Origin of the sequence: Flavobacterium sp. LM5 (genome assembly GCF_002017945.1) — a bacterium.
In the GTDB taxonomy this organism is placed as follows: domain Bacteria; phylum Bacteroidota; class Bacteroidia; order Flavobacteriales; family Flavobacteriaceae; genus Flavobacterium; species Flavobacterium succinicans.
The window spans coordinates 48,502-62,272 of record NZ_MUFX01000004.1; the positions used below are offsets into that span (position 1 = coordinate 48,502).

The following is a 13,771-nucleotide window of genomic DNA, read 5'->3' on the forward strand; positions in this document are numbered from 1 at the left end:
TTAAAAAATAAATGATAGAAGGAAGTATGATTAAAATTAAAAAATATGCCGCAATCGATATTGGATCAAATGCCATGAGATTACTGATTGCAAATATTGTAGAGGAAGACGGAAAGGAGACTCAATTTAGTAAGAGTTCCTTGGTGCGTGTTCCTATTCGTTTGGGGCAAGATGCTTTTACTGTTGGTGAAATTTCTCCAGAAAATATTGAAAGAATGTGCGATGCCATGAAAGCATTTAATCTTTTGATGAAGGTACACAAAGTGGAGAGTTACAAAGCATTTGCAACATCAGCAATGCGAGAAGCCTATAATGCAAAAGAAGTTGTGGCCATAATTAAGAAAAAGGCAGATATTAAAATCGAAATCATTGATGGTAAAAAAGAAGCCGCTATCATTGCTTCAACAGATTTACATCATTTATTAAAAACTGACGAAACTTATTTGTTTGTGGATGTAGGTGGTGGAAGTACTGAATTTACCCTATTTTCAAATGGAAAAATGATCACGTCACGTTCCTTTAAAGCAGGGACAGTTCGTTTACTCAATAACATGGTACATGATGTGGTATGGGACGAAATTGAAAAATGGATCAAAACCAACACGGCAGATTATGAAGAAGTTACCCTTATTGGATCAGGTGGAAATATTAATAAATTATTTAAGATGTCAGGTAAATCACAAGAGAAACCTTTGTCCTTTATTTATATTAATTCACAGTATAGCTATTTGAATTCATTAACTTATGAACAGCGAATTTCGCAGTTGGGCTTAAACTCTGACCGTGCTGACGTAATTGTGCCAGCAACACGAATTTATTTAAACGCCATGAAATGGAGCCGAGCTAGACAAATCTTTGTTCCTAAAATTGGATTATCAGACGGAATAGTAAAAGCTATGTATTACGGTAAAATTTAGTAAAAATTAAGTAGATATAAAAAGGGTGGTTCATCAATTTGAACCACCCTTTTTTAAATGATCTTTTTTAGGATTTAGTAAGGTAATACTTTGCTGCTTTTCACCTCTTCTAATAATTCAGCCATAGCCAAATAGAAAGCACTTCCACCACAAATTACACCAATTACACCTGCAATTTCGTTAATGGCTTCGCTGTTTAAAAATTTAGAAAGCGCTAATACAAAAAATAAAATGGTTAACGACAAAAATACAAATTGCTGTACTTTGCTACCTCCCCAAGTTCCCCACCACATGAATGCCGTAAATAATCCCCATAATACAAGGTAACAGCCAAAAAAAGGTGCTGGTGTTGTTCCGGCCAATTCAAAACCTGTATTGGGGAATAACCAAATGCCAACTAATGAAATCCAGAAAAATCCATAAGAAGTAAAAGCAGTACCTGCAAAAGTCTTTCCTTGGTGAAGTGAAAATATACCTGCTATGATTTGTGCCATTCCTCCATAAAAAAGCCCCATAGATATAATTACACTACTTACTGGGAAAAATCCCATATTATGAATGTTTAATAAAATAGTTGTCATTCCAAAACCTAAGAGTCCTAGAGGTGCTACATTTGCTTGTTTTTTTTCCATTTTATGCAATAATTTTGTTTTTATTTTGAATGTGCAAAATTATGCTTTAAAAAGGGCTTTAAGGTTTATGAAATGGGAAATAAATGTTAAAATAAACCACTACTTTAACATTTTTTTAAGCATCGACATGAAGTCCAAAAGTAGCTCGTAATAAATCAATAGCAGGATTGATTTCTTTTAATCGGTTGTAGCGATCTTGGTCATTTAAATTTCTTTTGACCTCGATGGATTCATTTACAATAACATCAATCGTAATTTCATGATTGTGAAGATGTCCTTTTAAATGGCCTAAAAGTCCATGTTTCTCGCTTTCAAAATCTAATTTTGAACCTTCATTGGGTAATTCAATAGTGATTTTTGTTCCGTCTAATTTAGGATCATTAATTAGCAATAATGATTCCATGATTTTGTAGCCTTTGTTTCCTAATTTTTGAGCATATTTCGTCCATTGCAACAGCATTTGCGTTTCTGTAAATACTTCTGTAGGCGAATGAACTACTTCTTTGACAATCGATTTACTGCTTTCTTCAAGGGCTTTTTTGGCACGAATACTTGATAATGACAAGGCAGAAAATTTCGTTTCGTCAGGTTTAAAATCTAGAGCAGGTTTTACTACATCTGGAACAACTTCTGCAATTGCAGGGGAAGAAATAGAAGGAATTGCAACACTAGGACTTGTTGGTTCGGGAGTAACAGTTGTACTACTTACTGCTTCTGACTTTGTATTAACAGTTATGGAATACTCTTGTTTTCGGAAATAAGTAGGGGGAATTATGAAAGCGTCAACTTTTTTTTTTCTCCATCAAAAGTGATAGAGGCCAATTGCATCAAACAAAGTTCTACTAACAAGCGTTGATTTTGACTCACTTTGTATTTCAGATCACAATCATTGGCAATTTCGATACCTTTTAATAAAAAATCAGGACTGCATTTTTGAGCTTGTACTCCATACATTTGCTGTGCTTGTTCGCCCATCTCCATCAAAACTAAGGTAGAAGGTGTTTTGGCAACCAATAAATCTCTAAAGTGAGAAGCTAAACCAGATACAAAATGATGTGCATCAAAACCTTTTGACAAGATGGTATTAAAAGCCAATAACAAATCAGGAATTTTGTTTTCCAAGATCAAATCGGTGATGTTGATATAGGTTTCGTAATCTAAAACATTTAGGTTTTCAGTTACAGCTTGTCGAGTCAAATTGCTACCGCAAAACGAAACTACACGGTCAAAAATAGACAAAGCATCTCGCATAGCACCATCTGCTTTTTGAGCAATAATATGCAAAGCGTCATCTTCAAATTGTATTCCTTGGTTTTCAGCAACATCGGCCAAATGTTCTTTAGCGTCTTTTACCGTAATTCTTTTGAAATCAAAAATCTGACAACGAGATAAAATCGTTGGAATGATTTTGTGTTTTTCGGTAGTAGCCAAAATAAAAATGGCGTGTTTTGGTGGCTCTTCTAATGTTTTCAAAAAAGCATTGAAAGCGGCAGAAGACAACATATGCACCTCATCGATAATATAGACCTTATATTGCCCGGTTTGAGGGGGAATTCGAACCTGATCAATTAGGTTCCGAATGTCATCTACTGAGTTGTTAGAAGCCGCATCCAATTCAAATACGTTAAAGGCAAAATCTTCTTCGGGATCGTCGTAGCCAGGCTGATTTATTTTACGGGCTAAAATTCGGGCGCAAGTGGTTTTACCCACGCCACGCGGACCTGTAAACAATAGGGCAGAGGCCAAATGGTTGTTTTCGATAGCATTGAGCAACGTATTGGTAATCGCTTTTTGACCAACAACATCCTTAAAGGTTTGTGGGCGATACTTACGGGCTGATACTATAAATTGTTCCATTTTTTACTAAAATTCAAAAGCAAATATAGCTTTTTATATTAATGTTTGTAGCGGTGTAGTATTGAATTCTATAAAACTTTTTGACTCGACTTGCTAAATTATTGAAAGATTGTGTTTTTAAAAGATGCACAAAAGAATCTTCTTTTTTGGACTTTGCGGTATTTTTTCAATGCTTTCAGTTCGTATCAAAATCGTATTTACAATGCTTTTTTAGTTACATAGTAGCGATACCCAATAATGGCCATTTGCCATTTTTTGGCTTTTGAGAGGTCTAAGCCTTGCTTTGTGAAACTGGGTAAAATGATTTTGTTGATTTTAGCGAGTACTTTATACATAGATTATTTTTTTCAAAGATAAAAAAAAAAAGACGGTCGTTGTAGAATGACCGTCTTTTGAATTTATATTTTATTGTTTTCAGCTTTTGCCTTTTCTATTTCTTTTTTGGCTTTTAGAATTTCTTGTTTCGCTTTTTCTATTTCGGCTTTTGCTTTTTGCATTTCAATTCTTGATAGCTCTATTTCCTTTCTAGCACGTTCCATATCGGCTTGCATATTTTCTCTGTCGTTGAGAGAGCGTTCTACATCAGCTTGAGCTCTTTTGATTATTTTGTTCACATTTACTTCAGTTCTTCCATCTTTAGTTGTAATTGCGATTACGCCGTTTTTACCATCGTCTCCATATTTTTCAATAGATATGTCTCCTTTATAAACATCCATTCTTTCGATTGATTTGGGGTCTAATTTGGAATTTAATTCTTCCATATTGACATCCACTTTTTTACCATTGATGTACACTATTGGTTTTTCACCATTATTACTTCTGGTTACGATTACCCTTTTTTGGATTTGAACTTTGGGTTGGTTTGGCGCATCTGGTGTATCTGGTGCGTCTAGAGCACCTTCTACATCAGGAACACTTGGTACATCTGGTGGAGTTAAATCCTCTTCGTCATCACTAAAAGAAAAAGAAAAGTTAGATTCTTCATCATCAGAAGAATTTAGTACTATTCTTTTATTGATTTTTCCTTTCGGATTGGCTTTTCCAGTATAAAATCCGATACTTGATTTTCCGTTGCTATCGGTATTTTTTATGAAAGTGATAGGTGAAATCGGACGGTCGCTGTCCACCTGATTGGTTCCTTTGTTACCGTTTTTGTCATCAAATTGGACTTTGATTCCTGTAATTTCTTGATTAGCATTACGCTTAACTTTCGAAATTTTTAGGTTAATACCGTGTTGGTCTTTTAGTAATTGTGCTTCTTGTTTTAATTTGGCATCAGAAGTATTTTTGTCTATGACTAAAATGATGTCCTCTGTTGTTGTTTTGGATGTTGTAGTGTGTGTTACTGTTTTCTCCTGTGCTAAAACCTTAATTTGGAAGATAAACACAAAGGCGATTAAGGCTGGAAGTATCAGCGCATACTTCCAGGAATTCCATTTTTTTGATTGATTTTTGTTTAACATAACGATTCGTTTTTTGATTAATGATTGATAAAAATGATTGGTAAGGGCAACACAATTTTCGTGTGTTGTTATTTTTAAAAGTGCCATTTGATAGGCCTTTTTGTCGTCTAGTCGTTTGGTAGCTTCGTTATCCGCAATGAATTCAAGGTTTTGAAGTATGGCTCTTTGGTACAGCCAGATAAAAGGATTGAACCAAAATACGATACTAAAAAAGCGAATAATCAAAACATCTATGGTATGGTGTTGCTCGCTGTGCACTTTTTCGTGTTCTAAAATGCTTTGTAATTCTGATGGAGTATACAAAGAAGAATTGAAAACAATCGTGTTGAAATACGAAAATGGCGCTATTTTTTCTTGAACATCTATCAATTTAAAGTCGGCTTGTTGTTGCGCTTTGGTTTTATACAATACTCGATTCAAACTCCAATAATCTATTCCGAATTTGATAAAAAACAAAGCAGAGCCTACTATATAAATGGCAATGGCGGTCAAATACCAATCTATTTCAAAGGTTTTCTCAGGCGCAACTTGCTGCAGTGGCAGTTCTGAAATAGGAAAAGTAAGTGGAGTAGGGTTTACCCAAACGATTTTGGTTATGTAGAATAACGGAAGCACCACAGCTGTTCCTAATCCAGCGAGTAAGAAAAAGCGATTGGCTGTAAAAAATGTTTCTTTTCGTAACAAGAAATAGTAAGCCAAATAAAATAAAGCAATCAAACCGCTTGCTTTTAGTAAGTAGATATAGAGGGTTTCCATAACGCTTATTTTTGTTCAATCATCGCTACTATTTCTCGTAACTCTTCAGCAGATATTTTTTCTTCTTTCGCAAATTGCGATACCATATTCTTATAGGAACTGCCAAAAAATGTTTCTATGGCATTCGACATGAATTTCTTGCGATAGTCATCAATCTGAACTACTGGAAAATATTGATGGGTGTTACCAAAAGCGTTGTGCGACACATATCCTTTCTCTTCTAAATTTCTAACAATCGTAGAAAGGGTGTTGTAGTGGGGTTGTTCTTCTGTGATTTCTGCTTGAATTTCTTTTACAAAGGCTTTTTTTAGCTTCCATAAAATGTGCATAATTTCTTCTTCCTTGTTGGTTAATTTTTGCATCTTGATTACGTTTGATTTAATGACAAAACAAACCTACAACTATTTTTGTAGTTGATAAACTAAAAATATAGTTATTTAACTAAATTTTAAGTTAGTTAAAATTTCGCTATCTCAAAATGCAGTAAAACAAGGAGTTATTGGTTTTCTTTGCGAACCAATCGCATTACCCAAATACAACCCAAAATCGATAATACGCCCAAGAAAGCCATAAAAAGCCAATTGTTTTGGTAGCCAAATCGACTGATAATATCCATTCCTGTTTTGGAACTAACAATATGAGCCAAACTAAAACTCATCGTAAAAAGCGCCATATAACGCCCTTCGTGTCCTTTGGGAGCTCGGCTCAAAGCAAAAGAATTCGAAAAAGGAAAAATGAACATTTCTCCAAAAGTGATAAACAATAAACTAATCACTAAAAAGCCCACCCAAAAATTGAACAACAACGCAAGGAAACTAAATGACATACAAACGCAGCCCCAAAGAATGATTTTGAGTTTGTTCACGTTTTTGCGTTGAGAAGCGCTTACGATAGGCATTTCTAGGAAAAAGATAATCAATCCGTTCAACGACAATAGCAAACCACTTTGAAATTCAGTCAATTCAAATTGTTCTTTATGATACAAAGGCAAAGTAGTAAACAATTGAAAAAATAAAACGGCTGTAATGAAACATACAAACAAGAAAATCCAAAAAACGGTGTCTTTAAACACTGATACTCTTGTAGCATTGATTTCTTTCAGTTTTTCTTTGTCGATAGTGCTTTTCTTTTCCTTTACCAAAAGGGCAAAAATCAAAATAGAGACTATACACGAAGCCCCGTCTATCCAAAACAATCCTTGATAACCCATTCCCATAATGATTAAACCGCCAAGCGCTGGCCCAGCCGCAAAACCAAGGTTTACGGCCAATCGCACTAAGGTCAAGGCTCTAGTTCTATTTTCTGGTTTGGCATAAGTTCCTAACGAAACAAACATCGCGGGTCGAAACATATCAGCAACCGACATAATAAAGAACATACTGAAGCACAATCCCCAAAAGGAAGTCACATATTGAACGAAGAAAAACAAAACGCCAGTAGTAAATAAACTGAAAATCATGATTTTGTAAAAACCAATCTTGTCAGATAGTTTTCCACCTAGCCAAGAACCGAGCATAGAGCCTAAACCAAAACATACCATAATCCAACCGACTTGACTAAACGAAAAACCAAGGTCTTCTTTCAAGTATTTGGACAAAAAAGGCAACACCATCGTTCCTGCTCGATTGATAAAAGTCATTAAAGTTAGTATCCAAATTTCTCTCGAAAAGCCTCGGTAATTGTCAAAATAGCGTTGAATGGCAGTGGTCAGCATCTTTTTTTTCGTTTTGCCAAAGGTACTAACTTTGATCGGAAGCACTTTGCTGACTGCTAACTTTAAGTTATTTTTGCCAAAAACGACTCGAAAATGAAAAAAGCACTTCTTGTATTGATGATTATTTGCTCAAATTGGACTTTCGGACAAGCTCAAAAAGGTAGCGAAGCCGTAGAAAAATTCCAAAAAGAACTCAATGCAGAATATGCTTCTCCTGAAAAAAGTCCTTTGCTCAAAGAGGATTTAGCCGTTTTCAAAAGCTTGGATTTTTTTCCTTTCAATCCCAACTTGCAAATTGAAGCCCGTTTCGTTCGTACGCCAAATGAGAAGGTGTTCGAAATGAAAACCTCTACGACAAGAAAACCTTTGTACATTAAATTCGGAGAAGCACATTTCACTATCGATGGGAAAGATTTAGTGCTCAATATTTATCAAAACATCGAACTTTCCAAAAAGAAAGAATATGTAGACTATTTGTTTTTGCCTTTTTCTGACCTGACTTGCGGCAAAGAAAGTTACATCGGCGGACGCTACATCGATTTGAAAATCCCAACAAACGATACTATTTTTATAGATTTCAATACGGCTTACAACCCTTATTGCGCTTACAATCACAAATATTCTTGTCCCATAGTACCGCTTGAAAATGATTTACCAGTAGCCATAAATGCGGGAGTAAAAAAGTTTCACGACTAAATGAAGTATTTCAATTTACATACGCACAAAGCCACCCAAAATCCCAACCGAATCGAGTTGGTTAATCAGTATCCAAACGAGTTCGAGAACTCTTTTTCCTATTATTCCATAGGCATTCATCCTTGGTACATTGTGGAGGAGCGGATAGCAAACGATTTAGAAATCATCGAGAAACAACTCCAAGACCCCAATTGTTTGGCTTTGGGCGAGTGCGGCTTAGACAAACGAATTGCTATTCCGTTAGAGATACAACAAGCCGTTTTTGAACAACAGTTGCATTTGGCGCAAAAGTACAACAAACCCGTGGTGATTCATTGTGTGGCGGCGTATCAGGAGGTAATTGCTAGTAGCAAAAAGTTAAAAATCACTGTTCCGTTGCTCATTCACGGATTCTCAAAGAACGAAATCGTGGCGCAATCGTTACTCAACAACGGGTTTTATCTGTCTTTTGGGAAGTATTTGGTTCAAAATCCAGCCTTGGCAAGCGTTTTTCAAAAAGTGCCAGACCATCAGTTTTTTCTAGAAACCGATACCATCGAAAACGGAATCGAAGAAGTCTACGCTTTGGCCTCCCAATACAAAAACACGACTGTTGAAACCATACAGCAACAAATCAACGCAAACATAAAGCGAGTTTTTGGATTACAACTCGATTGATTTTAGAATGAAATGAGTTTTTAGGAGCAGAAAAAATAGGCATTTTAGCCAGCAAAGTCCCGTTATCCGCTATATCTTTGCTTTTTTAAAGAAAAAAAGCAAAGGATGCCGCTCCTACCGGGGCTAGAAGAGAAGATTGGGGATTTTTAGGAAACATTTTAAAAAAGAAAATAGATTCAAATAAAAACAGAAACATATCAGTCATTGAAAGTTGTACTAATCAGTTTAAAAAAGTTGAAATTGATAACTACGCTTTTAAGAACAAACAAGTTTTACTCTTATGCACTTTCATTGTGCTTAAAATAATAAGTAGCAAAAACTAAAATGACTCAAATGTTTATAAAATAATCAAATAACAAAGAATAACTTTAAACAAAGAATATGGCAGAGTGGACCGAAAGAGCGGAGCTTTTATTTAAAGCCGAAGGATTACAAAAATTACAAAATGCAAATATACTAGTCGTAGGACTAGGAGGAGTAGGCTCATTTGCTGCCGAGTTTTTGGCAAGAGCAGGCGTAGGAAAGATGACCATAGTAGATGGAGATGTGGTCGATATTACCAATATTAATCGTCAATTACCAGCTTTACATTCCACTGTAGGGCAACCCAAAGTAACCGTCGTTGGCGACCGATTAATGGACATCAATCCCGCACTTAACCTTACCCGAGTACAAGAATTTCTTTCACCAGAACGCGCCTTCGAAATCGTAAATAATGACTATGATTACGTATTAGATTGTATTGATAGTGTAACTCCCAAAATCAATTTAATTCTAGGAGCCCAAAGATATAGAGTAAAAATTATTAGTAGCATGGGTGCTGGAGGAAAAATGGAAGCTTCAAAGGTTAAAGTTGCTGATATTTCTAAAACCATCAATTGCAGTTTTGCTCGAACGATCAAAAGACGTTTGAAAGCACATAATTTATACAAATTGAAAGTGGTTTTTTCTTCCGAAATTCAAGATCCAACCAGTTTAAAATTAACAGATGGTACTAATTTTAAAAAATCTTTTTACGGGACCAATAGCTATATGCCAGGTCTTTTTGGTTTGCATGCCGCCGAAACCGTAATTCGATATTTACTGAAGAATTAGTTCTTAGTGGCTAGTACCTAGTAACTAGTGATTAGTTCAATTCAATACAAACAAAGCAACTTAGAAACTTAAAAAAAATATGATACAAACTGTAATTTTTGATATGGATGGGGTAATTGTAGATACAGAACCTGTTCATCGTTATGCCTATTACCAATTATTCGATGAATTAAATGTTAGCGTTCCCGAGGAAATGTATACTTCTTTTACTGGTTTTTCAACTCGAAATACTTTTCAGTTTTTGAAAAATCAGTTCAATTTACAACTGGAAGTAGAAGATTTAATTCAGCAAAAACGCAACCGTTTTAATGATGCTTTTGATACTAAAGAAGATTTGGAATTGTTGGCTGGAGTAGAAAATTTGATTAAAGATTTACATCAAAACGGAATGCAGTTAATCGTGGCTTCATCAGCTTCAAAAGTGACTATTGATAGAGTGTTCACAAGATTTAATTTACATCAATACTTCTCGCATATTGTAAGTGGCGAAGATTTTCCGCAATCCAAACCGCATCCTGCTATTTTTGAGCACGCGGCCAATTTGTCTACTGCTCCTAAGCAAAGCTGTATCGTCATCGAAGATAGTACCAATGGTGTAAAAGCCGCTAATGCCGCTGGAATTTTTTGCGTGGGGTACAAAAGTTTTCATTCCAAAGATCAAGACTTGTCTACCGCAGATACTATTATTCAAAATTTTACCGAATTAAATGCCAATACGATTTCGAAATTGGGTTTTTAATGTTAAAGAGTTAAAATATTGAATCTTATTTGTAAATTTGAAGCACTAACTTAAAAAAGTATCATGAAAAAAATCATTATTGCTTTAGCAATTTTTATTGCTAATTTCACTATCGAGGCGCAAGTAAAAACGCCTGCTCCTAGTCCAAAAGCGACCATTATGCAAACAGTGGGACTAACGGATGTAGAAGTGGTGTATTCAAGACCAGCGGCCAAAGGAAGACCAGTTTTTGGAAACTTAGTTCCTTTTGGAAAATTATGGAGAACGGGAGCTAACGCGAATACTACTATTTCATTTTCAGATGATGTAGTGATTGATGGTAAAACCTTGAAAAAAGGAAAATATGCTTTGTATACTGTTCCAAAAATTGGTAGTTGGGAAGTTATTTTTTATAGTACAACTGACAATTGGGGGTTGCCAGAAGAATTCAAAGAAGAAAATGTAGCCTTGCGTACTACTGTTAAAGAAGAAGCTTTACCAAAAGCAGTAGAATCATTTACTATTGGTATTAATCATTTGGATTTGAATTCAGGGCATTTGGATTTAGCTTGGGAAAATTCTTCAGTATCAATGAAATTTGAAGTGCCTACTCAAAAAATAGCTACCGCAAGTATTGAAAAAGTTTTAGCAGGTCCAACAGCAGGGGATTATTTTTCTTCGGCACAATACATTTTTCAAGCAGAAGGTGATATAACCAAAGCTAGAACCTATATTGACAAAGCTTTGGATATGACCAAAGAAAAGCCTTTTTGGTATTTACGTTTAAAATCTTTGATTCAAGCCAAACAAGGTGATAAAGCGGGAGCAATAGAAACTGCAAAATTGTCTCTTGCCGCTGCTGAAGCCGCTAAAAACCAAGATTATGTAAAAATGAATAAAGACAGTATAGCAGAGTGGAGCAAAAAATAATCTGCAATATTTATTAAAATAGAAATCCCGTTCGTGTCCAATCGAACGGGATTTTTTTATAATCTGAATCTGTTTTTAATCAAACAAATCGGAAGACAGATAACGATCACCACGATCACATATAATAGCGACAATGACTCCTGACTCTAAGGTTTCGGCAATTTTTACTGCAGCTGCTACTGAACCACCGCTACTCATTCCAGCAAAAATGCCTTCTTCTTTAGCTAAACGTTGAGTCATGGCTCTAGCTTCGGCTTCAGTTACTTCTATAACGGTATCCACTTTTGAAGCATCAAAAATTTTAGGTAAATATTCTTGTGGCCATTTGCGAATACCCGGAATTTGAGAGCCATCACTAGGTTGTGCCCCAATAATTTGAATCGATGGATTCTTTTCTTTCAAATAGGTTGAAGTACCAATAATAGTTCCTGTTGTCCCCATCGCCGATACAAAATGGGTTACGGTTCCTTCGGTGTCTTCCCAAATTTCTGGACCTGTAGTGTTGTAATGTGCCTTCCAATTGTCGTTATTGGCAAATTGGTTGAGCATTATGTAACCTCCTTCTGCGACTTTTTTGTCGGCATAATCTCTTGAACCAATGATGCCAATACTTGCAGGAGTCAAGATTACAGTGGCTCCATAAGCTCTCATGGTTTGTGTGCGTTCTATGGTAGAATCTTCAGGTAAAACCAATTCAATTTCGATGTTGAATAATTGTGCAATCATGGCCAATGCGATGCCTGTGTTTCCACTGGTTGCTTCGATTAATTTATCGCCTTTTTTGATATCGCCTCGTTCAATTGCCGATTTAATCATATTGTAGGCTGCACGGTCTTTTACACTTCCTCCAGGATTGTTTCCTTCAAGTTTTAGAAGCAATTTTACGTTGGGATTATGTACTAAATTTTGACTTATTACTAATGGTGTGTTTCCAATAAGATCGACTAACTTTTGTGGTTTCATTATCGTTTTTCTTTTATCTTAACCTCAGTTGTTGTTGTGTTTAATACAGTAGAATCGGCTGGTATTGATTTTGTTACCCATGAATTTCCACCTACGATACTATTTTGTCCTATTACAGTTTCGCCTCCAAGTATAGTGGCATTGGCATAAATACAGACATTTTTTTCAACGGTTGGATGGCGTTTAGCATTTTTCATTTCTTTACTAACACTTAGCGCACCCAAAGTGACTCCTTGGTATATTTTGACGTTTTCTTCGATTACAGTGGTTTCTCCAATTACAATTCCAGTGGCGTGATCAATAAAAAATGGCGAAGCAATGGTAGCTCCTGCATGAATGTCTGTACCCGTAATGCGGTGTGCGTATTCACTCATTAACCTTGAAAAAAGCAATAAATCCAGTAAATACAATTCATGACTTAAACGATAAATGGCAATAGCGTAAAAACCTGGGTAAGCTAAATATACTTCTTCGATACTATTCGAAGCGGGGTCATTTATAAGAATGTAAGCCGCATCTTGATTGAGTTGTTCTAAAACGAAAGGCAATTTTTCAAGGAAACTATCCCAAGCACTTTCACAATGGGTGGTTGCTTTTTTACAAGCAATTTTTGCAATTTCTTTGAATTGAACCTCCAATTCATCAATACTTTGGTCTAAAGGAGCATTTGAATCAAAAAGGGTATAAAACAGTTTTTCAGTAAAAGCTTCTGTTTTGGTTTTTATACTATAATTAATAGACAAATGACTCTTTTGCGAATGAATATTTTGAATAATTTGATGTCTTGACACAATAGTAAGATTATAAGATGAATTCGAAAACGTAAAAATAAGATGTTTTTTAGATATGTAACTAATTTTTGTGGCAATAAATCATAATTTTTCCTATTTATTAGATAGATTTTGTAGGACTATAAATTTGTTTCTTTTTTAGTAAGTTACCTTGAATTAATCGCGAAAATTAGCTTAAAAAAGAGAGTTTAATCATTAAATAATGATCATTAAATCGAAATTATGAATGATATTTTTACTCGAATGAAAAAGTAATTTAAATCAAAAAATGTTTGTAGGTATAGCCACCAATGACAAAGAAGAGATTAATTGCTATTAAAACAGTTAAACCTTTTTTGGTAAAAGTTGTTTTTTTGGTGGTGTAAAACAAAAGAATTCCCACTAACATTGTAAGCATGGAATATACTGCTGGATACATAACAAACGCGGTACTCCATTCTCCTTTTAGCAACAAAAGCAGGGCGCGTTGAAATCCACAACCCAAGCATTCTATACCAAAAAGTGTTTTGCTCAAACAAGGAATCATATATTCTTCTAAATGCATCGTCATTAATTTGATACAATTTTACAAAAAAAAGCCGA

General features: G+C 35.2%; 17 protein-coding genes. 7 read left to right on the top strand and 10 right to left on the bottom strand.

The window, feature by feature from the left end:
* Nucleotides 1-26 precede the first annotated feature (26 nt).
* A complete protein-coding gene (locus BXU11_RS12420; RefSeq protein ID WP_024982180.1) occupies nt 27-917 on the top strand; it encodes a Ppx/GppA phosphatase family protein in 891 nt (296 codons plus the stop codon).
* Nucleotides 918-991: 74 nt separating this feature from the next.
* Here BXU11_RS12420 and BXU11_RS12425 read toward each other — a convergent pair whose 3' ends face one another.
* Together BXU11_RS12425 and BXU11_RS12430 are read right to left on the bottom strand one after the other, a co-directional pair.
* Nucleotides 992-1,558 carry an acetate uptake transporter gene (locus tag BXU11_RS12425; protein WP_223253731.1) on the bottom strand — a complete coding sequence of 189 codons (567 nt, stop codon included), beginning with the start codon at nt 1,556-1,558 and terminating at the stop codon, nt 992-994.
* A gap of 106 nt (nt 1,559-1,664) precedes the next feature.
* A complete protein-coding gene (locus BXU11_RS12430; protein WP_223253732.1) occupies nt 1,665-2,114 on the bottom strand; it encodes a DNA polymerase III subunit gamma/tau in 450 nt (149 codons plus the stop codon).
* On the opposite strand from BXU11_RS12430, the gene BXU11_RS17700 reads away from it, so the two are divergent.
* Nucleotides 2,089-2,310, top strand: coding sequence for a hypothetical protein (locus BXU11_RS17700; protein WP_139363500.1), 222 nt, complete (start codon nt 2,089-2,091; stop codon nt 2,308-2,310). The genes BXU11_RS12430 and BXU11_RS17700 overlap by 26 nt on opposite strands.
* A gap of 10 nt (nt 2,311-2,320) precedes the next feature.
* On the opposite strand, the gene dnaX is transcribed toward BXU11_RS17700, so the two are convergent.
* From dnaX to BXU11_RS12455, 5 genes are all read right to left on the bottom strand, one after another.
* Nucleotides 2,321-3,406 (bottom strand): DNA polymerase III subunit gamma/tau, encoded by a 1,086-nt coding sequence (gene dnaX, locus BXU11_RS12435; protein ID WP_024982161.1) that lies wholly within the window; start codon nt 3,404-3,406, stop codon nt 2,321-2,323.
* 197 nt (nt 3,407-3,603) lie between these two features.
* The gene (locus tag BXU11_RS12440; protein WP_024982160.1) at nt 3,604-3,741 is read right to left on the bottom strand and encodes a hypothetical protein; all 138 of its coding nucleotides are present in this window, start codon (nt 3,739-3,741) and stop codon (nt 3,604-3,606) included.
* Nucleotides 3,742-3,804: 63 nt separating this feature from the next.
* Nucleotides 3,805-5,625 (bottom strand): M56 family metallopeptidase, encoded by a 1,821-nt coding sequence (locus BXU11_RS12445; RefSeq protein ID WP_078212753.1) that lies wholly within the window; start codon nt 5,623-5,625, stop codon nt 3,805-3,807.
* A gap of 5 nt (nt 5,626-5,630) precedes the next feature.
* Nucleotides 5,631-5,987 carry a BlaI/MecI/CopY family transcriptional regulator gene (locus tag BXU11_RS12450; RefSeq protein ID WP_078212754.1) on the bottom strand — a complete coding sequence of 119 codons (357 nt, stop codon included), beginning with the start codon at nt 5,985-5,987 and terminating at the stop codon, nt 5,631-5,633.
* Nucleotides 5,988-6,121: 134 nt separating this feature from the next.
* Nucleotides 6,122-7,339, bottom strand: coding sequence for an MFS transporter (locus tag BXU11_RS12455; RefSeq protein ID WP_078212946.1), 1,218 nt, complete (start codon nt 7,337-7,339; stop codon nt 6,122-6,124).
* A 93-nt stretch (nt 7,340-7,432) separates the two neighbouring features.
* Between BXU11_RS12455 and BXU11_RS12460 the strand changes: the two genes are divergently transcribed.
* The 5 genes from BXU11_RS12460 to BXU11_RS12480 all read left to right on the top strand — a co-directional run bounded on the left by BXU11_RS12460 (nt 7,433) and on the right by BXU11_RS12480 (nt 11,435).
* Nucleotides 7,433-8,035, top strand: a complete 603-nt coding sequence (locus BXU11_RS12460; RefSeq protein ID WP_078212755.1) for a DUF1684 domain-containing protein — start codon at nt 7,433-7,435, stop codon at nt 8,033-8,035.
* The gene (locus BXU11_RS12465) at nt 8,036-8,692 is read left to right on the top strand and encodes a TatD family hydrolase (RefSeq protein WP_078212756.1); all 657 of its coding nucleotides are present in this window, start codon (nt 8,036-8,038) and stop codon (nt 8,690-8,692) included.
* A 381-nt stretch (nt 8,693-9,073) separates the two neighbouring features.
* Nucleotides 9,074-9,787: a ThiF family adenylyltransferase gene (locus BXU11_RS12470; RefSeq protein ID WP_024982154.1), complete on the top strand. Its 714-nt coding sequence runs from the start codon at nt 9,074-9,076 to the stop codon at nt 9,785-9,787.
* Between the two features lie 79 nt (nt 9,788-9,866).
* A complete protein-coding gene (locus BXU11_RS12475; protein WP_078212757.1) occupies nt 9,867-10,526 on the top strand; it encodes an HAD family phosphatase in 660 nt (219 codons plus the stop codon).
* Between the two features lie 63 nt (nt 10,527-10,589).
* The gene (locus BXU11_RS12480; RefSeq protein WP_024982152.1) at nt 10,590-11,435 is read left to right on the top strand and encodes a DUF2911 domain-containing protein; all 846 of its coding nucleotides are present in this window, start codon (nt 10,590-10,592) and stop codon (nt 11,433-11,435) included.
* A 75-nt stretch (nt 11,436-11,510) separates the two neighbouring features.
* Here BXU11_RS12480 and cysM read toward each other — a convergent pair whose 3' ends face one another.
* The 3 genes from cysM to BXU11_RS12495 form a co-directional block, all read right to left on the bottom strand.
* Nucleotides 11,511-12,398, bottom strand: a complete 888-nt coding sequence (gene cysM / locus BXU11_RS12485; protein WP_078212758.1) for a cysteine synthase CysM — start codon at nt 12,396-12,398, stop codon at nt 11,511-11,513.
* Nucleotides 12,398-13,189, bottom strand: a complete 792-nt coding sequence (gene epsC, locus BXU11_RS12490) for a serine O-acetyltransferase EpsC (RefSeq protein WP_078212759.1) — start codon at nt 13,187-13,189, stop codon at nt 12,398-12,400. Before epsC ends, cysM begins: the two co-directional genes overlap by 1 nt.
* Nucleotides 13,190-13,445: 256 nt before the next feature.
* On the bottom strand, nt 13,446-13,733 hold the full coding sequence (locus BXU11_RS12495) for a DUF2752 domain-containing protein (RefSeq protein WP_024982149.1): 288 nt from the start codon (nt 13,731-13,733) through the stop codon (nt 13,446-13,448).
* Between the last annotated feature and the right edge of the window lie 38 nt (nt 13,734-13,771).